This is a genomic window from Pseudomonas sp. Marseille-Q8238 (assembly GCF_965111915.1).
On sequence record NZ_CBCOPI010000001.1, the window covers coordinates 2,262,703 to 2,284,958 of the forward strand.

The window sequence follows — 22,256 nt, forward strand, 5'->3', positions numbered from 1 at the left end:
GCCGACATCGTTGCGGTGTCGGCCTGAGATGAGTTCTATCGAATGAAGCCGACCCTGTGAATGATCGTTTTGTCATAAGCACGTAACGTATTTGCGGTGTGGGCCATAAGGTTCAATATGTTTTTTTGGCCTTTTTCACTGACCCCCGCATAGGCCGGGAGTCTTGGCTAAACGCAGCGGCAATTTGCCATTGCGAATGACTTGCGAATGCAGGTTGTCGTTATTCCGACAAAGGGTCGCGTTGCGACTTTCTGTCACATATTTTGGCTAGTAAGCCGCTGCTATTTGACTGGGTGACACATGTCGGACCGCTATGAACTGATCCTTACCTGCCCGAAAAGCCTGGAAGGCCTGCTCGTCGAAGAAGCAGCCAGCCTCGGGCTGGAGGAGGTGCGTGAGCAGACCGCCGCCGTACGCGGCTTCGGTACTCTGGAAACCGGCTATCGCCTGTGCCTGTGGTCGCGCCTGGCCAACCGCGTATTGCTGGTGCTGCGCCGTTTCCCGGTGCAGGACGCCGAATCGCTCTATCAGGGCGTGCTGGATGTCGACTGGGCCGAGCACCTGGAGTCTTCCGGAACTCTGGCCGTGGAGTTCAGCGGTAATGGTTCGGGCATCGACAACACCCACTTTGGCGCCTTGAAGGTCAAGGATGCAATTGTCGACAAGCTGCGCCAGGCCGACGGCGCGCGTCCGTCGATCGACAAGATCGATCCGGACCTGCGGGTTCATCTGCGCCTGGACCGTGGCGAGGCGGTGCTGTCCCTGGACCTCTCCGGCCACAGCCTGCACCAGCGTGGCTATCGCCTGCAGCAAGGCGCGGCGCCCTTGAAGGAAAACCTTGCGGCGGCGGTACTGCTCCGTGCCGGCTGGCCACGAATTGCCGCGGCGGGAGGCGCCCTGGCTGACCCCATGTGCGGGGTCGGTACCTTTCTGGTCGAAGCCGCGATGATTGCAGCAGACCTCGCACCCAACCTCAAACGCGAGCGCTGGGGGTTCAGCAGTTGGCTCGGCCATGTGCCGGCGATCTGGACTCGCCTGCACCAGGAGGCCGAAGCACGGGCCGCTGCCGGTCTGGCCAAGCCCCCGCTGTGGATTCGTGGTTATGAGGCCGATCCACGTCTGATCCAGCCCGCGCGCAACAACATCGAGCGTGCCGGCCTGGGTGACTGGATCAAGGTCTATCAGGGCGAAGTGGCGACCTTCGAGCCGCGCCCGGACCAGAACCAGACCGGTCTGGTGGTCAGCAACCCACCCTATGGCGAGCGTCTGGGCGATGAAGCAAGCCTGCTGTATCTCTATCAGAATCTCGGCGAGCGCCTGCGCCAGGCTTGCCTGAACTGGGAGGCGGCGGTATTCACCGGCGCACCGGAACTCGGCAAACGCATGGGGCTGCGCAGTCACAAGCAGTACGCCTTCTGGAACGGCGCGCTGCCGTGCCGTCTCTTGCTGTTCAAGATCCTGCCCGATCAGTTCGTCACTGGCGAGCGTCGCTCGACTGCCCAGCGGGAGCAGAAGGCCGCTGCGGAAACCTCAAACGAGCGCAAGGCCACGCCGAGCGCACCGGTAGTCGAGGCGGCGCGACTGTCCGAAGGTGGGCAGATGTTCGCCAACCGCCTGCAGAAGAACCTCAAGCTGTTGGGCAAGTGGGCACGCCGCGAGGGCATCGACTGCTATCGCCTGTACGACGCGGACATGCCTGAATATGCCCTGGCCATCGACCTGTATCACGACTGGGTGCATGTGCAGGAATATGCACCGCCTCGTTCGATCGACCCGGAAAAGGCCCAGACCCGCCTGCTTGATGCGCTGGCGGCAATTCCGGTGGCCCTGGGGGTGTCTCAGGACAAGGTGGTGATCAAGCGCCGCGAGCGGCAGAGCGGCACCAAACAGTACGAGCGCCAGGCAACCCAGGGGCAGTTCATGGAGGTCAGCGAAGGCGGCATCAAGCTGCTGGTCAACCTGACCGACTACCTGGACACCGGCCTGTTCCTCGATCATCGCCCGATGCGCCTGCGCATCCAGCGTGAGGCGGCTGGCAAACGTTTCCTCAATCTGTATTGCTACACGGCGACGGCCAGCGTGCATGCGGCCAAGGGCGGCGCGCGCAGCACCACCAGCGTCGATCTGTCGAAAACCTACCTGGACTGGGCGCGGCGCAACCTGTCGCTCAACGGCTTTTCCGACAAGAACCGTCTGGAGCAGGGTGATGTGATGAGCTGGCTGGAGACGGATCGTGGTGAGTACGACCTGATTTTCATCGATCCGCCGACCTTCTCCAACTCCAAGCGCATGGAGGGGGTGTTCGACGTGCAGCGTGATCACGTGCAACTGCTGGATCTGGCGATGAACCGCCTGGCCAAGGGCGGGGTGCTGTACTTCTCCAACAACTTCCGCAAGTTCCAGCTCGATGAAAGCGTGGTGGCGCGCTATGCGGTGGAAGAGATCAGCGCCAGTACCATCGACCAGGATTTCGCACGTAACCCGAAGATCCATCGGGCCTGGCGCCTGACTGCACGTTGATGAAACGGACCGAGGCGACCTGTTGGCCGCCTCGGTAGGTTGTCAGCGCTGCTGGCGGTAGATGCTCAACAGGATCTGATCGAGCACGGCCGAAGCGCCCCAGGGTTTCGGGTCGTTGAGAATGGCCACGACCGCCCAGGTGGTGCCCTTGATGTCGCGGCTGAAACCGGCAATGGCACGCACATTGTTCAAGGTGCCGGTCTTGATGTGTGCCTGGCCTTCCATGCCGGTGTTGCGCAGGCGCTTGCGCATGGTGCCATCCATCGAGACCAGCGGCAGGGAAGCGATGAACTCGGCAGAGTAGGGGCTTTGCCAGGCCCCCTGCAGCATGGTTGCCATTTCGCGCACGCTGACCCGCTCGTCACGCGAGAGGCCCGAGCCGTTCTCGATCACCAGGTGCGGCGCGGTGATGCCTTTGCGGGCCAGCCAGTTGCGGATGGCGCGCTGTGCAGCCTTGGCATCGTCAGGATCGGCCTTGTCGCGGAATTTCTCGCCGATGCTGAGGAACAGCTGCCGGGCCATGGTGTTGTTGCTGTATTTGTTGATGTCGCGAATGACTTCCGTCAGGTCAGGCGAAAAGGCGCGAGCCAATAGTCGCGCACCTTTCGGCACGTCGGCGCTGCGGTCCTTGCCCATGATGGTGCCACCCAGTTCCTGCCAGATCGCGCGAATGGCGCCCGAGGCATAGGCTGGATGATCGAGCAGGGACAGGTAGCTCTGGCCGCTGCAGCCATCGGCCAGCTTGCCGGTGACCACCAGCGTGGTGCCGTCGAACTGGCTCACCGGGTTGAAGCGTACATCCGGCCAGCCCGGGCATTTCGCCGCGGGCAGCGCCTTGATCTGGTTGTCGATGCGCACATTGGTCAGGGGCGGGTCCATCTGCACACTGATCTTGCCCTTGTCGTTACGCACGATGAGGCGCACGGCCTTGAGGTTGACGAGCAGCGAATCGGGGCCGACGAGGAAGGGCTTGTTCTGGTCGCCGCCATCGTCGTCGAACACGGGCAGTTGCGGCAGGTTGAAGTGGCTGCGGTCCAGTACCAGGTCACCGGTGATGCGCTGCACGCCATTGGCACGCAGATCGCGCAGCAGCAACCAGAGTTTTTCCATGTTCAGCTTGGGGTCGCCACCGCCCTTGAGGTAGAGGCTGCCATTGAGTACGCCATTCTTCAGCTCGCCGTCGCCGTAGAACTCGGTTTGCCACTGATGCGTGGGGCCGAGGAGTTCAAGGGCTGCGTAAGTGGTGACCAGCTTCATGGTCGAGGCCGGGTTAACCGAGACATCGGCGTTGTAGACGATGCTGGTGCCCGGGCCATTGAGCGGGATGGCGACCAGCGACAGGCTGTTGGCGCCGAGCTTGTTGGCCGTCAACGATTGTTGAACCTTGGCGGGAAGAGCCGTACTGACAGCGGCGTTAATAGGCAGGGAAAAGGGCAGAAGCAGGGTGGCGAGTGCGATGCTGCGGAGCGATTTGATCATTGGCGGGCCCGGAAAAAGAGGTCGAGGGCTGAAGAAACGTACGCGTTGACTGGCCGCACGGTAACCTGAAAGTGCGCTGCATTATGCCTCAAGCGCCCATTCGTCATCGCCTGAATATCGGATGCTTTAGGTTAAAACCGCCGTAGGCGAGCAGTCTGCGCGCCAAGCTGCTAGAGTGCCGCCGGTTATTACCGTCAAGATTTGAGGAGTGTTACATGGCCACTAACCGTTCCCGCCGTCTGCGCAAGAAACTCTGCGTCGACGAGTTTCAGGAGCTGGGCTGCGAATTGACCCTGAACTTCAACGAAGGCCTGTCCGATGTACAGGTAGATACCTTCGTCGAAGAGTTCCTTGGTGATGCCATCGAAGGCAATGGCCTGGGTTATGTCGGTGGCGATGACTACGGTTTCGTCTGCCTGGGCAAACGTGGCTCGATGAATGCCGAGCAACGTGGTCAGGTTGAAGCGTGGCTCAAGAGCCGCAGCGAACTGAGCGGTTTCACCCTCAGCCCGCTGATGGACGTCTGGTACCCGGAAAATCCGGTCAACCCGAGCTGATCATCGTGTGGACCAGACGTGACGTCTGTCGCGTCTAGTTCCACTGCGCCACCACAGAGTATCTGCCACTCTGTTTCCCTAGGACGGCTTTGTGTCAGTCCGCTCGAATTCCCCCTCTTGAGCGCATCCGGTCAGCGCTGGCCTATTTCTGTTGCAGCGTATCGATACGCACCGCCGCAACATCCGCGACAGCTTCTATATAAGCAACCCGTTCGGGACGTAGCAAAGCGAGGTCGCGCTCCTCACCCTGGTCTTGCTGTATCAGCACCAGTACGCCGATGGTGTCTCCTTGGCGATTGTGCAGGCCGCAACTGACCACGTGCGCCCGCGGACTGTCCAGTGCATGCAGCAGTGGTTGAAAGGCACCTGCCTGGTCGAAACCGAGCGAGATCACCGCGCTGGCACCGCCGTTGGCCGGTTGTTCCAACCAGTGCGGCAGAGACGTGGTATCGCCGGGGATGCGATATTCGTTGATATCCCGCGGCTGATCGTCAATCAGCAGACTGCGTGGTCGCAGCAGGCCGTCATTAGCGTCGCGCAGGTAAAGCAGGCCACAACGTGCTCCGCTGAGCGCCAGGGTTTCGTGGAGCACGCGTTGCAACAGGGTATCGAGGCGGGCATCGGCAGACAGGTTGGCGTTGATAGCGAGAAAGGCGCACAGCCTCTTTTTCATCCGTGCCATGGCCGCAGCCAGTTGGTCGACCTCAAGCACGGGTGAGCGCCCGCCCGCAGGATGATCGAAGTCGAAGCGGTGGATGGCTTCGACCTCCTGCACCAGCCCATGTAGCGGACGAACGAGCAGACGCGACATCAGCCAGCCGAACGGAATGCACAGCAGCAGGATTCCCAGGGTAAGCATCGCGCCCTGCCAGCGGATGCGGTAGGCATCGGCCAGCAGCTCATCTTCGGGCGTCAGCAGGGCCAGGCGCAGGCCATTCGGCCCGCCTTCGGCAAGGGCGGTATAGGACACCTGCCAGCGTCGGTTGGCCAGTTGCATGCTGCCTTGCTTGTCCTGCTGCAATGCACTGTCGAACAGATCACGCAGGGCCGGGCTGAGTTGCTGCACCTGGACCAGATGAGCCTTTTCCCCCGGTACGACCAGTCGGCTGCTGTCGGGGTAGGCGATTGCGGCGCCATCCGGGCGGTACAGCACCACTTCGGTGGACGGCGTTACCACATGCCGGGCCAGCGTGGCAGAGAGGTCCTCCAGCGTCAGGTCGGCGGCGATCACGGTTCGCTCGTGACTGGTTCGGGCCAGGGTGGTGCCGATTTCGCCGCTGGAGAAGAACACATAAGGTTCGGTGGTGATCTGCTCGCCGTCTGCCAGGGCGCTGGTGTACCAGGTGCGAGTGCTGGGGTCGTAGCGTTCGTTGAGGTTCTGCCGGCGGCTGATCAGCTTCAGGTCGGCATCGAAGTACTGCGACTCGGACACCGCGCGCGCCTGCCCGCTGCGATCAATGCTCCAGACCTGGTAGGCGGCGTTATCCGGTGCATCGAATATCTGCTTGAGCCGTGCTGTACGCAGTGGCCTTACCATGAAGAAATCGCCATCGGCATAGCCAAGGTACAGCGAGGCCAGTTTGGGATTGTCGCGCAGGGCCTGGGCGAACAGCGGCAGCAGAACCATGCGCTGGTTTCCGTCGGCCATCTGGTTCTGTTCATTGAGGGCCAGCAGGCCGAGCAGGTGTCGAATAGGCTGATAGGTATTCTGCAGGTCGGATTCGACTTCTCGGCGAATCTGCGCGAACAGCTGATCACTGCTGGTCAGAATGATCTGGCTGGTCTGTCGGTAATTGAACAGGCCGAGTACTACACCGCTGCTGATCAGCAACAGGGCGAACAAAGCGCTGATATGAACGTGAAGCGGATAACGGCGTTCTCTGGCGCGGGCTTTCACGTTCATTGCATCTCACTCCCTTGGGTCCATCCAGTGGCAGGAAAAAGCATAGTGCGTTGCACCGGTACTGCCGTATTGATCTATGGCACGGCTTCATCCTGCTTGTGGCGGCGTAGCAACCACTGCTCGAGTCCGTAGGTCATCAGGGCCACCAGCATGGCCAGGGATACGCCGATCAGGCTGTTGAACAGGCGAACCTGAGCCAGGTGCCAGTCCTGCGACAGGCTTTCGGCCAGGAGCACGAAGCACAGGGTTACCTGCAGCACGAACAGGGCATAGTTGTGAGCCTGGAAGGCCCGGCTGAGCACGATCAGCGGCAGGATGGTGGCGACCATCAGCGGTGGGCTCTGCAGGGTATGGCCGAGGTAGATCAGCAACACGGCGGCCGCAAGGCTGGCCATGCTCGATTGCACGGCACGCACCAGGCTGCCCTTGAACTCCAGCTGCAAGGTGCTGATCAGCGCGAGGGTCAGCCAATAGCCGCGGGGCAGCGAGGCCAGGTTGACGATCAGGCCGGCGGCGGCACAGGCCACCGTGCAACGCAGTGCATGCAGGCGCCAGCGTTGCTCGGGCAGGCGTTTGGCGTGGCGTTTGAGTATTTTCAGGATGCTGACGAAACGCGGCATGTGCGGCCACATGCGTAGGCCACGCAAGCCACGCAGGCCGAAGGCGAGCAAGGCGACCCAGAGGCCGCCGAGGACGAATAGCGCCGCGACCGCATCGGCATTTTTCAGACTGCCAATACCGTACTGACCCTGCCCGAGGCAGAGGCAAACGGCCAGGCCAATGCCCAGTTTGCCGGCCTCGGTGCCGAAACGCTGCAGCCAGGCGAGAAGGAAGCCGAAGGCTGCGAACAGGCCAAGGCTGAGTAACGGGTGGCTGCCGGACCAGAACCCCAGCCCGGCACTGCAAGCGCCGAGCAGCGTGAGCAGCAACAGGCGGAGCATGCCGAAGCGGTGCAACGGGCTGGCCTGGGCTGCCTGGAATGCACCGGCCGACGCCCAGAGAAACCCTGAGTGGCCACTGAACAGACCGAGTATCAGCGGCAGGCCGCAGCCCAGGCCGGCGACAATGGCCGGTGCCCAGTCGGGTGGGCCGGCGTGCCAGCCGAGGATTTGCCGTAGCAAGGCCTTCATCGTTTTACACCGGGCTGGAGCGGCCGGTCATTTCCCGGGCCATCTCGGTCGCGTAGCTGTCGGTCATGCCGGCAATGAAGTCGATCATGCGTAGGAAGGAGCGGTACAGCGGCCACTGTGGGTCGGGGGCATTGTTACCGAGCAGATCGAGGATGCGTCGGTTCTTGAACGATGGCGTGCGCCCGCCGTGCTGTTCCAGTGCCGCGCCGCAGAAGGCATTGAGGAGGATTTCCAGGGTGGTGTAGGCACCGATCTCATGCAGCGTCTTGCGTTTGTCCTGGAAGATCTTTTGTCTTGCCAGGGCCTTGGCCTGCTGCACGCAGTGCTGGGCGGGGCCGTGCATGTGCTCGACCAGGTCGCCAGGCAGATCGCCTCGCAACAACGAATCCTGCTGGGCGACGAAGGCACTGGCGGCGGCATTGGTCAGGTGTTCGATGGCCTTGCCACGCAGGATGGCCAGCTTGCGCCGGCGCGAGTCCTGGGGGCCAAGTTGGCGATAGGTTTCCGGCAGGTCGTCACCCACCAGATCGAGCAGCAGCGCCTCGACCTCGGGGTAGTCGAGCAGCTCCATTTCCAGGCCATCTTCCAGGTCGATCAGGCCGTAGCAGATGTCATCCGCGGCTTCCATCAGATAGACCAGCGGATGGCGGGCCCAGCGCTGTTCCTCGAGTTGCGGCAGGCCGAGCTTGCTGGCGATCTGCTCAAGTAGCGGCAGTTCGCTCTGGTAGCAGCCGAATTTGTGCTTCTTGTAGCCCAGGGCTTCGGCATGCCGTGCCGTCCAGGGGTACTTGAGGTAGGTACCGAGGGTGGCATAGGTGAGGCGGGTGCCGCCGTCGAACTGGTGATATTCCAGCTGGGTCAGGACGCGGAAGCCTTGGGCGTTGCCTTCGAAGTTGAGGAAGTCATCGCGTTCGGCATCGGCCATGTCATCCAACCAGCCACGTCCGGCTGCCTGCTGGAACCAGTGGCGGATGGCGTCTTCGCCGGAGTGGCCAAAGGGCGGGTTGCCGATGTCATGGGCCAGGCAGGCGGACTGCACGACCACGCCGAGATCGACCGGGTCGCACCATTCCGGCAGTTCGCCGCGCAGCATCTCGCCCACGCGCATGCCCAGCGAACGTCCGACACAACTGACCTCCAGGGAATGGGTCAGGCGCGTGTGGATGTGGTCGTTGCTGGAGACGGGGTGAACCTGGGTCTTGCGCCCCAGGCGGCGAAAGGCACCCGAGAAGATGATGCGGTCATGATCCTTGTGGAACGGGCTTCGTCCGAGTTCGTCAGGGCTGTGTACCGGTTTGCCGAGGCGTTCGCGGGTAAGCAGGGTTTGCCAGTCCAAGGGCTGTCCTCGCCGTAGAGATGCCCTAGCTTCGGGCTTCGTTGCGGTGGCTGCAAGTAGTGCGCCGCCTTGTTGGGGGTAATTGCAGGTCCGTCCGGCAGGCGACGGGCGGTGCGTGGGCTGGCGTATGCAGTGTTCAGGCGGGGTGATATCGTCGTGATATCGCGTATGCACCTACAAAAAAGAGAACAACGCACGTGATTTCCAGCACCTTGCTGCCCGCCGATTCGCACCAGCAACTGCGCATTCGTCGTTTCCTGATGAGTGTGGCCATGTATTTCCTCAGTGGCGTACCCCAGGCGGTAGCGCTGTACAACGGGCTTTCGCCCGGTTGGGTGATGCTGGTCTGGGCGGTGTATGCCGTCGTGATCAACCTCGCGTTCTACCTGGCCTTCCGCTTCGGCTTCAATCTGCGCTTCAAAGACCCCAGCCTGACCATCGCGCAGATGGCAGCGGCCATCGCTCTGGTGCTGTTTACCCAGATCTATGCGGGAGAGGCACGTGGAGCCTATCTGGTGGTATTGCTGATCATTATGGTGTTTGGCTCCTACAAGCTGCATACGCGCCAGTTGTTGCTGATGAGCCTGCTGACCATCTTTGCCTATGGATTGACGCTGCCGCTGGTGCGCGAGGTCGAAGGCGAACAATTCAACCTGGGCGTGGAGGCTGTGCTCTGGTGCAGTTTTTCGATCTTCCTGCCGTTTATCTCGGTGCTGGGTGGCAGCATCAACCAGTTACGCAAGAAGCTGGTGACCAGCAACGCGCATTTGCAGGAGGTCTTGCGGCAGGTCACCGAGCTGGCGACCCACGACGAACTGACCGGGGTCTACAACCGACGCTACCTGCTGGAAATGCTCAGCCACGAGAAGAACCGGACAGACCGTGGGGGAGCCGGGTTCTGCGTCTGCATGCTCGACCTTGATCACTTCAAGCGGGTCAATGACACCCATGGTCATCAGGCAGGCGATACGGTGCTGAAGAGCTTTGCCGCTACCATCCAACCGCTGCTGCGCAGCACCGATTTCTTTGCGCGTTATGGCGGCGAGGAATTTCTGTTGTTCCTGCCGCAAACCTCCATCGAGATGGCTCAGCATTGCCTCAAGCGCATTCAGGAAGGATTGGCGACGACGACCTATGAAGGATTGCCCAAGGGGTTTCGCGTCACGGCGTCGATTGGCGTGGCCCAGTATCATCAGCAGGAAAATATTCCCGGCCTGATCGAACGGGCGGACAAGGCGCTGTACAAGGCCAAGCAGAACGGCCGCAACCGTATGGAAATGGCTACCGTACCGCGCTCGATCCGTATCTGACCGAGGCGATTGCTCAGAGGCCGGCAGCGTCGATATCCAATAGCAGCAGGCGCGCGCCGTTGTCGATGAACTGGCCTGCCGTGAGGCAGTACTGGTTGGTGGTGGCGTCGCGGTAGGTAGTGGAAAGTGTCAGGCGACGTTCCTCCCAGCCCTCGGCCAGCAACTGGTAGAAATACGGACGCCACGACCAGTTGTGCCCGAGGTAGCGAGCATCCTCCTGCCAGGCAGCGCCGTCCCACTCCAGATTCGGTGTGAGCTGGGTGCCGTTGCGATCGCATTGGTAAATACGCAGCAGCCAGGGGTAGGTGAGTGGGTCGGGCAGGGCGCTAAGCGGTTGTTCGTGCTCTGCCCAATCCCGCAGACGGTTCATCAGTTCGGTCAGTTGCAAACGCAGGCTCATCAGCCTGGCCCGTTCGGCCAGCTTGTACTGCACGTAGCGGTCGCGCAGTTTGGCGAAGCGATTAACGAACGCGTCGGCAGGGAAGAACGCCAGGTCCGGTTTGGCGAACAAAAAGCCTTGTACGTAGCGCGCACCACATTCCAGGGCGAAATCCAGCTCGGCTTCGGTTTCCACGCCTTCGGCAATGATCCAGCAGCCGGTCTTTTCCGCCATTTGCGCAAGTGCCTTGACGACTTCACCGCTTGGCCCGCCGCGAGCGGCTTCCTGAAACAGGCGCATATCCAGTTTGAGGATGTCCGGTTGCAGGGCCAGTACGCGATCAAGCTGGGAGTAACCGGCACCGAAGTCGTCGATGGCGATGCGGGCCCCTGCTTCGCGATAACGCGCGACGACTTCAGGCAGTTTCTGGCTGCCGCCACCCAACTCGGTGATCTCGAATACCACGCGCTGTGGTGGGATTCCGTATTTCTGCAGTTGCTTGAGGCTCGGCAGCAACTGGTTGGGTCGTAGTTTGCTGATCCAGCGTGGCGAGATGTTGATGCTGAGGAACCAGTCCTCCGGAGCCTCATGCAAGCGACTGAGGGCATCGTCACGGATCTGCCTGTCCAGCCGCCTCAAGCTTGCGGGGGAGACCTTGGGGTCAGTGAACAGGGGGCCAACCGACAGCAACTGACCATCAGGTTGGCGCAGACGTCCCAACGCCTCAACACCGGCAATACGGCCAGTGGCGGTGTCAATGAAGGGTTGGAAGCAGGCAAGCGGGTGCCCGTCGATCACGGATACATCCTTACTTCAAGAGCCAGAGGAGGGCTGACACATAAGTGACAGCCGCTCTGGCATAGCAAGAATGTGGCCAGTTGTCTTCGGGATCAGGTTTTTCCAGCGCGCAGGTTTTTCAACAGGGCCGGTAGCAGGCGCATGCCGATGTTCAGCCAGTGACTGGCACCGCCGCCGCGAGCCAGCAGAAAGCTCACTGCAGTAACGCCGGCGATGCCCCACAGTGGTGCGTGCTTGAGGCCAAGACTCTGAGGCAACTCCGTGGCCAGGCTGCGAACCTGGCGCAAGGGGCGGGTCAGAACCTGGGTTTCATGGCGCAGTTCCTGGCGGTGCAGTTCCAGGCGCATACGAATCAGCGCTTTGCGCATCTCGCGGCGAGAACCGTTACGGGGAAGGTCTGGCAGGTTCATGGCAACAGGCGCTCCCGGTCACGGGCGAGTTCTTCCAGCGTCGCACTGAACGGCGAGGATTCGTCGTTGAGGACACTGTATAGACGTACCGCACAGAACAACGTGGCCAGTGCATAGAACAGGCACAGGCCAAGGATCGCGTGCAGGCGGTAGGTGTCCCACAGCGCAATCAGGACCAGGGTCGATAAGCTGAGCAGTAGCAGACAGCTGCACAGCAAGGCCAGGCCTGCAAAGAGCAGCAGGCGCAGGCTGTTGGTTTTCTGCTCCTGCAGTTCCATGCCGAACAATTCGACATGGCCGTGCAGCAGGCCCAGGAACGCTGCTGACAAACGCAGCAGCGATGGCGATTGGCCCGTCGAGGACGAGCCCGACTCCATGTCGAGGCTCATGGGATCAACGCCGAGAAGCAAGCAGGCCGAGCAGAAAGCCGACGCCGGCAGCAATACCTACCGATTGCCATGGGTGCTCCTGCACATAATCTTCGGCGCCTTCGACAGCCTGGCGACCACGTTCACGCAGACTTTCCTCGGTGCTATGCAGGGTGTCGCGGGCACGTTTGAGATTGGCACTGAGTTGCTCACGTAGCTCGTCGGCCTGATCGCCTGCGAGTTCCGCAGTGTGTTGCAGCAATTTTTCGGTGTCGCCGACCAGTGCTTTGAAGTCAGCCATCAGTTCATCTTGAGCGGCCGAAGTGGTTTTGCGTGGCATGAGATGTCTCCTTGGCGTTGCTGAGGGTTCCTAGCGGTAGGAGTACCACGGAGCGCAGATGGTTCAAACCAATCTCTGGTACAGCGCTTGCATTTTCATGGTGCGCGGACGGTCAACTTGCCCTCTATTCGAGCGTTCCAGGGAAGAGGGTTGATGCCGGTTTTTTGCGCCAACAACATGAAAAACATAGAAAAATCCTAGCTTTGATTTCTGACTGCCCATCGCCCGTGCGCCGGCTCGGGTCACCACATGCCAACCAGGCAGGTCCTTCTGGCTTCATTGTGGTGCGGCATGGCGAGCGATTGAACTGCTTTGGTGCTTTCTGCTGCTGGAGTGCGTAGCACGATGGAAAATCTCGACAGTGCCGTGGCAACCCTGATTCACGGTTCCAATACATTGTTCATTCTGCTTGGCGCGATCATGGTATTGGCCATGCATGCGGGCTTCGCCTTTCTCGAAGTGGGGACGGTACGTCACAAGAACCAGGTCAATGCCTTGTCGAAGATCATTTCTGACTTCGCCATCTCGGCACTCGCCTATTTCTTCATCGGCTACTGGGTGGCCTATGGCATCAACTTCATGCAGCCGGCCGCGGTACTGACGGCAGACAGTGGCTATCCACTGGTGAAGTTCTTCTTCCTTCTGACCTTTGCCGCGGCGATTCCCGCGATCGTTTCCGGTGGCATCGCCGAGCGTGCGCGGTTCGGCCCGCAGCTGTGCGCGACCCTGTTGATCGTGGCGTTCGTCTATCCCTTTTTCGAGGGTTTGATCTGGAATGGAAACTTGGGCCTACAGGCTTGGCTGGCTGAGCAGTTCGGTGCGAGCTTCCATGACTTCGCCGGCTCCGTGGTGGTGCATGCCATGGGCGGCTGGTTGGCGTTTGGCGCCGTGATCCTGCTGGGGCGGCGCGATGGTCGTTATCGTGATGGACGATTGGTGGCTTTTGCGCCCTCGAATATTCCTTTTCTCGCCCTGGGCTCCTGGATCCTGATCATCGGCTGGTTCGGCTTCAATGTGATGAGTGCCCAGACATTGGGCAGCATCAGCGGCCTGGTCGCAGTCAACTCGCTGATGGCGATGGTGGGTGGCACCGTGGCTGCCTTGTTAGTTGGGCGTAATGACCCGGGCTTTCTGCATAACGGGCCGTTGGCCGGGCTGGTGGCAATCTGTGCCGGCTCGGACCTGATGCATCCGGTTGGTGCGCTGGTTACCGGGGCGATAGCGGGAGCCTTGTTCGTCTGGACCTTCACCGCGACTCAGGTCAAGTGGCGAATCGACGATGTGCTGGGCGTCTGGCCACTGCATGGCCTGTGTGGTGTTTGGGGCGGTATCGCCTGCGGGATCTTCGGTCAGCAGTTCTTTGGCGGTCTTGGTGGCGTCAGCCTGTTCAGCCAACTGATCGGTACTGGGCTGGGTGTGGTCGTGGCCTTGCTCGGTGGTTTTGCGGTGTATGGCGTACTCAAGGTGTCGCTGGGGATTCGTCTGAGCCAGGAAGAGGAGTATTACGGCGCGGATCTGTCGATCCACAAGATTGGTGCCAACAGCCAGGACTGATGTGCAAAGCACGAAAAAGCCCGCCAGTTGGCGGGCTTTGTTTTTGTCGCTTGTTACCAGAGTGGCAAGCTGTAGCTGACGATCAGGCGGTTCTCATCGAGGTCGTTGCCGAAGTTCGAGCGCACGGTTGCGTTACGCCACTTCACCCCGAGGTTTTTCAGCGGGCCTTCCTGGAAGACGTAGCCGATGTCGGTGTTGCGCTCCCATTCCTTGCCCTCGGACACGCCGGCACCACGGTCGACGTTGTCGCCGTTGAGGTAACGGGTCATGAAGGTCAGGCCGGGAATACCGATGCTGGCGAAGTTGAAGTCGTAACGCACCTGCCAGGACTTCTCGTCCTTGAAGGCGAAGTCGCCGATCTGCACATAGTTGACCAGGAACGGGTCGGTCCCGTTGATGTAGGCAAAACCGGTGTCACCGCTCATCTTCTGATAACCCAGGCCAACGGCATGGCCACCCAGCGAGTAGGTGAACATGGCGCCAAGCGCCTTGTTATCGACGTTGGTGGTGCCATCGTCGGTCGAGCGCGCAAAGCGCACGTCGGTTTTCAGGCTTTGGCCTTCGGCAATGGGCAGGACGTGCACGGCATTGAGAATGTGCTGTTTGTAGAAGTTGTCCAGCCCACCGTAGTTGTACGCGGTAGTGAGCTGGTTGTTCCACTTGTAGGTGAGGCTGGCAAAGTTGAACTCGTCACTGGTGACGCCACCGGTACCAGTGAAGCCACGACCATTGCCGCCCGTCATGGTCATGGTTTCGTGGTCCGAAGAGTCGCGCTGGTTGACGCGGCTCAGTTGGCCGGCGTCGATGGTCAGGCCTTCCAGTTCGGAAGAACTCAGCCAGCCACCCTGGAAGCTCTGCGGCAGCAGGCGCGTGTCGTTGGAGCCAACGGTGGGCAGCTTGGGCATCAGGGTGCCAAGTTTGAGCACGCTCTGCGAGATCTTCACCTTGGCAGTAACACCCAGGTCGCCATAGGTATCCTGGGCCTTGCCGGTTTCCCGGTCGACTTGCAACAGGCCGGTGCCGGTGGTGCCGCGCCCGGAATCCAGCTTGACGCCCAGGGTGCCGATGGCATCGACACCCACGCCCACCGTGCCCTCGGTGAAACCTGACTCGTAACGCAGCAGGAAACCCTGAGCCCACTCCTCGGACTTGCTGCGGTATTCGGTTGGCGTCTTGCCGGTCACGGCGGGCGGGTTGGGGTTACCGTCCTGGCGATAGTCGCGATTCATGTAGAAATTGCGCAGTTCCAGGCTGGCTTTGCTGTCCTTGATGAAGTCGGCGTGTGCCAGGTTCGGCAGGGTGAGGCTGGTACCCAGCGCGGCGAGTGCCACGCCAAGGGCGAGAGGGGACTTGCTCATTGTTATTGTCCTCGGCTGGGAGTTTTGCAGGTCGGATGGCCGCCCTGATTACAGCCAGGTGACTAAAACATTTCGTAACGCTCGCCACCTTTAGACATTGGTCGAGTCACTGCACACAGCGCAGTTAGCAGCCCATCGCCGGGTGCTCGGCCTCATCGTGAGTGGGAACCGCATGCGTTTCTGATCGTCGGCATGCGTTTCCAGTGTCGTTGTCGCCCCTGTGCCTGGTCGACCAGGGCATGGCCTACAGCAGGCCATTTGTCGGGGTGGCTCAAGGTTCGGCGCAATCGGCCGCTCTATCTGTAGATATCTTGTCGAGATCTCTGCCATGAACAAGCTGACCAATCTGTTTCCTGTTCTGTCGCGACCCTTGTCAGCCACTATCGCGAGCAATACGCGCAACACCGATGCGCAGGCCACCCTGGCCAATCGCCTGACGGATCGGTTGGGTCTGCAGCCAGGTGCACTGAGTGGCACCAACAATGATTTCACTCCCGACAAGGTGGCAGATCGCCTGATGGGTTTCATCGAGCAGCGTTTGCAACGGGAGCAGGCTGCCGGTGCCGATACCAGCAAGCTGGAAAAACTCCTGAACCAGGCGAAGGAGGGAGTGGAAAAGGGTTTTGCTGAAGCCCGCAAGATTCTGGATGGCATGGGTGTGCTCAAGGGCAAGGTTGCCGAGGACATCAATACTACTTACGACAAGATTCAGTCCGGCCTGAAGTCACTGCAAAACAGCTTGTCTGGCACCCCGGTCAGTGCATCTGGCGGGGCCCTGGCGGCGTCGAGTACACGGCTGGTCGCTCAGGCAGAGACGTTCGACATGCAGATCACCACGCGTGACGGTGATCGTCTGAGCGTCTCCATTGCGAAGGCGTCGGCAGACTGGTCGAAAAGCAGTGCTGCGTTGGCCAGTGATGGTTCCGGAACGGTAGCGGTCAGCCAGAGTGAGTCCGGTAGCATCCGCATTGGTGCGTGGCAGGTACAGGTGGACGGGGAACTGGATGAGGATGAAATCACCGCCCTCAAGAAACTGTTCACTCAGGTTCAGGATATTTCGGACAAGTTCTATGCCGGCGATCTGAGTGGGGCATTTGATCGTGCGTTGAAACTGGACATGGACGGTTCTCAGCTGGCCTCCTTGTCGCTGCGCCTGACGCAGAGCAGCGTCCACCAGGCCACGGATACCTATCAGGCCGTTGCTCAGGAGGGTACGGCCGTCAATGGTGCATTGCTCGACTACGCGCAAAGCCTGTTGGACGCCTTGCGCAGCACCAGCAGCCTGGCCGACAACGCAAAAGATGTCCTGCAACAACTGCTGCAAGGTGGTTTCAGTCTCGATGAGCGTTTCGATGCATCGAAGCTGGATAAGGCCAAAACGCTCAATGAGCGATTGCTCTCCGGGTTGCAGGGATTGGTCGCGCCACAGGCGATAGATTCCGCCAAGGTCTGATGGCGGTTAGACTGCGCCTCTCGTCATAGCTGGAGGCGCTGGTCATGCTCCCCGAATGTCAGTTGTTCGGAACCTTGGGCTGCCACTTGTGCGAAGTGGCTGAGGCTGTGTTGATGCCGTTCGTCGAGCATGGATTGCTGGTGGAGTTGATCGACATCGCTGATCGAGAGGATTGGGTCGAGCGCTATGGTCTGCGCATTCCTATCCTGCGCCGATGTGATACCGGGGCCGAGCTGGATTGGCCCTTCGATGCCGATCAGGTGGTGCACTTCCTGAGCTGATGCTTGATATCCCGAACGCCTGATGCGTATTTTGTACAGATTGCCGCGCATGCGGTCTGAACGCATCAAGGACAATTCCCAATGCCTCTCGATGACCGCCATTCGCTTGCCGAACGTTTGCTCGGTATTGATGAAGTCGAATGTGTCACCCCGGATCTCAATGGTGTTCCGCGCGGCAAGGTGATGACCACTGCTGGCTTTCTCGAGGGGCGTCGGCTGCAATTGGCGCGAGGCGTTTTGCTGCAGTGCGTCATGGGTGGCTATCCGCCTGCACGCTTCTACGGCAGTGACGATGGCGACCTGCAACTGACAGCCGAGCTATCTAGCGTCTATCGCTTGCCCTGGAGCGATCCGCCGCGTGCGCTGGCCATCTGCGATGCCGATGAACTCGATGGTCGGGCGTCTGGGCTCTCTACGCGTGCCCTGCTCAAGCAGGTACTGGCAGGGTATGCCGAGCGGGGGTGGCAACCGGTTGTGGCGACCGAGGTGGAGTTCTTCATCTTCGACAGGCATGTCGATCCCCAGCAGCCATTTCGTCCACCCCTGGGGTTGGATGGGCTGCGCGAAAGCGGGTGTTCGGCGTTCAGCGTGTCGTCCGGCAATGGCTTGCGGTCATTCTTCAGCGAGGTGTATCGCAGCATGGAGGCCTTAGGGCTGCCGCGCGATACCTTTATGCATGAAATGGGCGTCAGTCAGTTCGAGATCAATCTGCTGCACGGCGATGCATTGCAGTTGGCCGACCAGACGTTCCTGTTCAAGCATCTGTTGCGAGAAGTGGGTTTCAAGCATGGTCTCAACGTCGTGTTCATGGCCAAGCCGCTTGCGAATACACCTGGCAGTTCCATGCACATTCATCAAAGCGTGGTGGAGCAGGGGAGTAGTAGCAACATTTTCAGCGACGCCGCTGGTGACCCGACCCCGGCGTTTCATCACTTCATTGGTGGGCAGCAGGCGGCGCTGGCTGATTTCACGGCTCTGTTCGCGCCAAACGTGAATTCCTACCAGCGCCTTTGTCATCCCTATGCATCACCGAACAATGCGTGTTGGTCGCATGACAATCGCGCGGCAGGCCTGCGCATTCCGGCCAGTGCTCCAGTGGCACGTCGCGTCGAGAATCGCTTGCCCGGCGCCGATGCCAATCCGTACCTGGCATTGGCTGCAAGCCTCGCGGCCGGGTTGCATGGGCTGCTTCAGCGTATCCAGCCTGAGGAGTCCATTCAGGGTGAGTTCAGTGTGCCGGAGGCGTTGAGCCTGCCGTGCACCATGCATGCAGCATTGCAGCGTTTGCAGCACAGCCAACTGGCTCGGGACTGTTTCGGAGCGGAGTTTATCGAGGGCTACATCGCCAGCAAGCACATGGAGTTGCTCAGCTTCCTCGATGAGATCACGCCTTGGGAGCGGCGGGTACTGGCCGGGCAGGTCTAACAAATAGTAGACGGCGCTGCCCTGGGATCAGGGCAGTTGGTCACTGTCTTCGCGGCGAGCTTCGCGTTGCAACTGATAGACGAAGCGTTCGAGCTGACGCTGCTCCAGTCCGCTCATGCGGTGAAAGCGCAAACCGGCAAAACTGGTGTCCACTTTCTCTTCGTAGGAGAGGTGGCGCAGCTCGACGGCGGTTGTCATGACACCAAATGGCAGCTGTACGCGCAGTTGCTCATACACCTGGCCAGGCTGCAGGCGAGAGGTGATATTGCCCTCGAAACGCAGTTTGCAGCCGGTTGCAGAGACATCCAGCATCTGCCCTTTGAGTGGGCGGCTCAGTTTGCCGCCCGCCAGTTCGATCGCGACCAGTTGGGTGGTCTGTACGGCAGCGCGATAGGCATTGCGGCGTTGGTGATAGATCACCTTCTCCGGCATGTAACACCAGAAGCAGGGTGCGCCCTGGAATTCGCCAATATGTACCGGGTCTTCGCACTCCCAGGCTATCCGCACGCCCTCATGGAAGGATTCGATGCGAAACGGTTCGCCGGCCTTGATGAAGCGTTCCCCTTCATTGGGGATCATTTCATCCAGGGCCAGTAGCCCGCGTTCACGGTTGACTTCGACCAGATAGCTCTGGAAACGTTGGCTGCGGTCTTTGAAGGTGATGATGAGCGGGTCGTTGTCCTGCTGCAGCTGTCGCAGGCTGGCAAATATCTCCAATGGCGCCGTCAGCACCTTCGGGGGTTGCGGACCATCTTCCTCGGCAAATGGGTTGGACACGGTCCAAAAGTCTCCAGGCACAAAATAGGTCGCTAGGATAATGGCATATTGCCTTCTATCCCAGCGACACAGTCATTACTCAAGCTTGGCTGAGGGGGCGTTGCTGGCCGATCTTAGCGGCACTGCCTCGGCTGTCATAGAGTCCAGGGGTTGCGTCGCCGCCACGCAGGATGCTCATGACGCTGGAAAGCGAGGCCTGGTTGGAGCGGATGATGCGTCCGTTACGCAGGTTGGCTTCGCGGCACTGGGCTAGCAATTCATTCAACTCTTCACTGCGAGCAAGCAGGGAGGAACCTTCCGTCGAGCGGGAAGCAAGTATTTGCAGCCCCTCACGATCCGGGCTCAGTTGCTCAGCAGTGAGTACATCCGCACGTTCAGTGCCGTGTTGGTCGAGCAGGCTGAGCAGAGGGAGTTTCTGGGTGAGGATATCTTGCAGACGTGCCAGATCACGCTCATTGAGGGCCTGGTGTTCAGCTTCTATCAGCTCAAGCAATTGCTGAGCGGTGCCGATATCGTCGGTGAAGAGTTGAAGCAAGGTGGTGTCTGTCATCGCTGGCTCTGGGGTTTGGGCGTCCAATATCCCCCAGCGCAGCCGTGAGACTAGCGCTGGGATTCGAAGTCGAGCAGTTTGTTGGCGACGCGCTTGCTGTCGACCTGATAGCTGCCATCTGCGATGGCTTGCTTCAGCTTGGCAACGCGTTCTTTATCGACGGTAGGTAAGTCACGCAGCTTGTCGCTGGCTTGCTGCAACTGCTGGGCTTCGCGGCTGAGTTGTACCGACTCGCCACTCTTGCCGGCTTTTGCCTGCTCTTCGGTAGGCAATGTGCTGGACGGGTTGCTGCCGACGGCTTCAGTGCGGCCGCTGGACTGGGCATTGCCCGCACGGCCTGTAGCGGCAGGCGTGGCAGCATTGTTCAGTCGGTTGAAGTCGATAACCATGATTCAAAACCTCGGACGGTATATGGACGCTTGCCTGGCTTATCGGCCGTTCCCGTCGGAACTTTAGGGCACAAAAGTGTGCGTTGTTTAACAGTGTAGGAAATCATCAACTCATCACGCTACAAAAAACATGCCTACATTCCCACCTCGACCTGGCCAGGGCCGGTAATACGGGCACGAATGACGCGTTGCGAGCGCTGGTTGCGCACGTTGATCTGTTCTCCAAGAACCCCGCTGGCCATGGCCTCGCCTGGCATGCGTACGGTAATTCCACCACTGCGAGCGCTGATGATCACATGATCGCCGCGGCGTACGGATTCTGCCAGGAGCAGCATGGCTGGCACGATAATCTGGTCGGCTTGCAGGGGACGCGTCAATTTTTTGCCCAGCGCCTGGTTGGGATCAGTAAGATAACCGCGGCCCAGCGATCCTACATCTTTTTCCATCATGCCGATGTCGCCAAGACCAATGACGGCATCACGTTTGAGTGGGCGGGTCAGGATGACAACCTGACGAAAGATACTGACTTGCGCAGGTACGAAGATGCTCCAGGGCGAGCTGCCTTCACAACTGACCTTGACGGTCACTCGGCCAACCGGAGCCCCCGTGCTTTGCAGCGCTTGTGTCAAATCTCTGTCACAGGAAGCCAGGCGCAGCCGAGGATCGAGCGGTGCTACGCGGATTTCATGGCGCGCCTCGATCTCGCTTCGCTGCAGATAGTCTTCAACCGTGAACTCAAGAAAGCCCTCAGTGGCGCCGATAAGCTCTTCAGGTAGCGTATCTGCCTGTGCAATCGGGTTATAGCCGAGCAGCCACAAAGCAGGTAAAACACCAGCCAGGTTGCGGCGTTTCGCCATCATGCGTCGGTAAAGTGTCGTTATTGCGTTCATGGCTGCAGTAAAGCAAGGCCCGTGCCGCCTGCTACGCTAGAGCTGGATGTTCGGATACATATAGATCAATAAGGAGTCTGGCATGGCCGGAGTATTGGACTCGGTTAACCAGCGTACCCAATTAGTCGGACAGAACCGCCTGGAACTGCTGTTGTTTCGCCTCGATGGGCCGCAGTTGTACGGGATCAATGTGTTCAAGGTGAAGGAGGTGCTGCAATGCCCCAAGCTCACCATCATGCCCAAGTCGAGCCGTGTGGTACGGGGCGTCGCGAACATCCGTGGCGGCACGATCCCGATTCTCGATCTGGCGATGGCAACCGGCCGTGCCGGGCTGGATGACCTGAAAAACAGCTTTGTCATCATCACCGAGTACAACACCAAGGTTCAGGGGTTTCTGGTGCGTTCGGTCGAGCGCATCGTCAACATGAACTGGGAAGAGATCCATCCGCCACCCAAGGGAACGGGCCGCGATCACTACCTGACTGCGGTTACGCGACTGGATCAGCAACTGGTGGAAATCATCGACGTGGAGAAAATCCTCGCCGAGGTTGCCCCTATGTCGGAAAGCATTTCTGAAGGGGTGGTGGACGTTGAAACCCAGGTGAAGGCCAGCACCAAGCGTGTACTGATCTGCGATGACTCTTCGGTGGCGCGCAAGCAGGTCACGCGTTGTCTGGAGAGCGTCGGAGTGGAAGTGGTAGCGCTCAACGACGGCCGCCAGGCGTATGAGTACCTGCTGAAGATGGTTGAGGAGGGCAAGAAGCCGGAGACGGAATTTCTCATGCTGATTTCCGACATTGAAATGCCGGAAATGGATGGATATACGCTCACGGCGGAAATTCGCTCTGATCCAAGGATGCAGAACATGCATGTGATTCTGCATACTTCCCTGTCGGGTGTATTCAATCAGGCGATGGTGAAAAAAGTGGGGGCGGATGATTTCCTGGCGAAATTCCGTCCGGATGACCTTGCTTCTCGTGTGGTTGAGCGTATCCGAGTGTCGGATGGGGGCTGAGGGTTCAGACCTCTGCGGTTTATATGCATGGTGA

Annotated in this window: 21 protein-coding genes; 8 read left to right on the top strand and 13 right to left on the bottom strand. The window is 60.0% G+C overall.

Features of this window, described 5'->3' with window-relative positions:
- Positions 1–300: 300 nt before the first annotated feature.
- Positions 301–2,520, top strand: a complete 2,220-nt coding sequence (gene rlmKL, locus ACWPW0_RS10490) for a bifunctional 23S rRNA (guanine(2069)-N(7))-methyltransferase RlmK/23S rRNA (guanine(2445)-N(2))-methyltransferase RlmL (RefSeq protein WP_454255296.1) — start codon at positions 301–303, stop codon at positions 2,518–2,520.
- A gap of 42 nt (positions 2,521–2,562) precedes the next feature.
- Here the strand turns inward: rlmKL and dacB are convergent, their stop codons facing one another.
- Positions 2,563–3,999, bottom strand: coding sequence for a D-alanyl-D-alanine carboxypeptidase/D-alanyl-D-alanine endopeptidase (dacB, locus tag ACWPW0_RS10495; protein WP_447592007.1), 1,437 nt, complete (start codon positions 3,997–3,999; stop codon positions 2,563–2,565).
- A 215-nt stretch (positions 4,000–4,214) separates the two neighbouring features.
- Here dacB and ACWPW0_RS10500 point away from each other — a divergent pair, with 215 nt between their 5' ends.
- Positions 4,215–4,556: a YggL 50S ribosome-binding family protein gene (locus ACWPW0_RS10500; protein ID WP_447592005.1), complete on the top strand. Its 342-nt coding sequence runs from the start codon at positions 4,215–4,217 to the stop codon at positions 4,554–4,556.
- Positions 4,557–4,698: 142 nt separating this feature from the next.
- Here ACWPW0_RS10500 and ACWPW0_RS10505 read toward each other — a convergent pair whose 3' ends face one another.
- The 3 genes from ACWPW0_RS10505 to ACWPW0_RS10515 form a co-directional block, all read right to left on the bottom strand.
- Positions 4,699–6,459 (bottom strand): GAF domain-containing protein, encoded by a 1,761-nt coding sequence (locus tag ACWPW0_RS10505; RefSeq protein ID WP_454255297.1) that lies wholly within the window; start codon positions 6,457–6,459, stop codon positions 4,699–4,701.
- A gap of 74 nt (positions 6,460–6,533) precedes the next feature.
- Positions 6,534–7,589 carry an FUSC family protein gene (locus ACWPW0_RS10510; protein ID WP_447592001.1) on the bottom strand — a complete coding sequence of 352 codons (1,056 nt, stop codon included), beginning with the start codon at positions 7,587–7,589 and terminating at the stop codon, positions 6,534–6,536.
- Between the two features lie 4 nt (positions 7,590–7,593).
- Positions 7,594–8,925, bottom strand: coding sequence for a deoxyguanosinetriphosphate triphosphohydrolase (locus tag ACWPW0_RS10515; RefSeq protein ID WP_447722264.1), 1,332 nt, complete (start codon positions 8,923–8,925; stop codon positions 7,594–7,596).
- A 197-nt stretch (positions 8,926–9,122) separates the two neighbouring features.
- Between ACWPW0_RS10515 and ACWPW0_RS10520 the strand changes: the two genes are divergently transcribed.
- A complete protein-coding gene (locus ACWPW0_RS10520; protein ID WP_454255298.1) occupies positions 9,123–10,235 on the top strand; it encodes a GGDEF domain-containing protein in 1,113 nt (370 codons plus the stop codon).
- A 13-nt stretch (positions 10,236–10,248) separates the two neighbouring features.
- Here the strand turns inward: ACWPW0_RS10520 and ACWPW0_RS10525 are convergent, their stop codons facing one another.
- The 4 genes from ACWPW0_RS10525 to ACWPW0_RS10540 all read right to left on the bottom strand — a co-directional run bounded on the left by ACWPW0_RS10525 (position 10,249) and on the right by ACWPW0_RS10540 (position 12,530).
- A complete protein-coding gene (locus tag ACWPW0_RS10525) occupies positions 10,249–11,412 on the bottom strand; it encodes an EAL domain-containing protein (RefSeq protein WP_447591997.1) in 1,164 nt (387 codons plus the stop codon).
- A gap of 92 nt (positions 11,413–11,504) precedes the next feature.
- Positions 11,505–11,822, bottom strand: a complete 318-nt coding sequence (locus tag ACWPW0_RS10530; protein WP_447591995.1) for a hypothetical protein — start codon at positions 11,820–11,822, stop codon at positions 11,505–11,507.
- Positions 11,819–12,199, bottom strand: a complete 381-nt coding sequence (locus ACWPW0_RS10535) for a phage holin family protein (RefSeq protein WP_447595660.1) — start codon at positions 12,197–12,199, stop codon at positions 11,819–11,821. The genes ACWPW0_RS10530 and ACWPW0_RS10535 overlap by 4 nt, the downstream gene beginning before the upstream one ends.
- A 16-nt stretch (positions 12,200–12,215) precedes the next feature.
- Positions 12,216–12,530, bottom strand: coding sequence for a DUF883 family protein (locus ACWPW0_RS10540; protein WP_447591994.1), 315 nt, complete (start codon positions 12,528–12,530; stop codon positions 12,216–12,218).
- A 345-nt stretch (positions 12,531–12,875) separates the two neighbouring features.
- Between ACWPW0_RS10540 and ACWPW0_RS10545 the strand changes: the two genes are divergently transcribed.
- Positions 12,876–14,084, top strand: a complete 1,209-nt coding sequence (locus tag ACWPW0_RS10545) for an ammonium transporter (RefSeq protein WP_454255299.1) — start codon at positions 12,876–12,878, stop codon at positions 14,082–14,084.
- Between the two features lie 53 nt (positions 14,085–14,137).
- Here ACWPW0_RS10545 and ACWPW0_RS10550 read toward each other — a convergent pair whose 3' ends face one another.
- Positions 14,138–15,442, bottom strand: a complete 1,305-nt coding sequence (locus ACWPW0_RS10550; protein ID WP_447591991.1) for an OprD family porin — start codon at positions 15,440–15,442, stop codon at positions 14,138–14,140.
- 328 nt (positions 15,443–15,770) lie between these two features.
- Between ACWPW0_RS10550 and ACWPW0_RS10555 the strand changes: the two genes are divergently transcribed.
- The 3 genes from ACWPW0_RS10555 (at position 15,771) to ACWPW0_RS10565 (ending at position 18,601) form a co-directional block, all read left to right on the top strand.
- On the top strand, positions 15,771–16,895 hold the full coding sequence (locus ACWPW0_RS10555; RefSeq protein ID WP_454255300.1) for a DUF5610 domain-containing protein: 1,125 nt from the start codon (positions 15,771–15,773) through the stop codon (positions 16,893–16,895).
- A gap of 44 nt (positions 16,896–16,939) precedes the next feature.
- Entirely contained in the window at positions 16,940–17,176 is a 237-nt protein-coding gene (locus ACWPW0_RS10560) for a glutaredoxin family protein (RefSeq protein WP_447591987.1), read from the top strand.
- 81 nt (positions 17,177–17,257) lie between these two features.
- On the top strand, positions 17,258–18,601 hold the full coding sequence (locus ACWPW0_RS10565; RefSeq protein WP_454255301.1) for a glutamine synthetase family protein: 1,344 nt from the start codon (positions 17,258–17,260) through the stop codon (positions 18,599–18,601).
- Positions 18,602–18,628: 27 nt separating this feature from the next.
- Here ACWPW0_RS10565 and ACWPW0_RS10570 read toward each other — a convergent pair whose 3' ends face one another.
- From ACWPW0_RS10570 to flgA, 4 genes are all read right to left on the bottom strand, one after another.
- Positions 18,629–19,378 (bottom strand): flagellar brake protein, encoded by a 750-nt coding sequence (locus ACWPW0_RS10570; RefSeq protein WP_454255302.1) that lies wholly within the window; start codon positions 19,376–19,378, stop codon positions 18,629–18,631.
- 79 nt (positions 19,379–19,457) lie between these two features.
- Positions 19,458–19,928 (bottom strand): flagella synthesis protein FlgN, encoded by a 471-nt coding sequence (locus ACWPW0_RS10575; RefSeq protein WP_447591982.1) that lies wholly within the window; start codon positions 19,926–19,928, stop codon positions 19,458–19,460.
- A 50-nt stretch (positions 19,929–19,978) separates the two neighbouring features.
- Positions 19,979–20,317 (bottom strand): flagellar biosynthesis anti-sigma factor FlgM, encoded by a 339-nt coding sequence (gene flgM / locus ACWPW0_RS10580; protein ID WP_447591980.1) that lies wholly within the window; start codon positions 20,315–20,317, stop codon positions 19,979–19,981.
- Between the two features lie 134 nt (positions 20,318–20,451).
- Entirely contained in the window at positions 20,452–21,207 is a 756-nt protein-coding gene (gene flgA / locus ACWPW0_RS10585; RefSeq protein ID WP_447591978.1) for a flagellar basal body P-ring formation chaperone FlgA, read from the bottom strand.
- An 82-nt stretch (positions 21,208–21,289) separates the two neighbouring features.
- Between flgA and ACWPW0_RS10590 the strand changes: the two genes are divergently transcribed.
- Positions 21,290–22,222: a chemotaxis protein CheV gene (locus ACWPW0_RS10590; RefSeq protein ID WP_447591976.1), complete on the top strand. Its 933-nt coding sequence runs from the start codon at positions 21,290–21,292 to the stop codon at positions 22,220–22,222.
- Positions 22,223–22,256 lie beyond the last annotated feature (34 nt).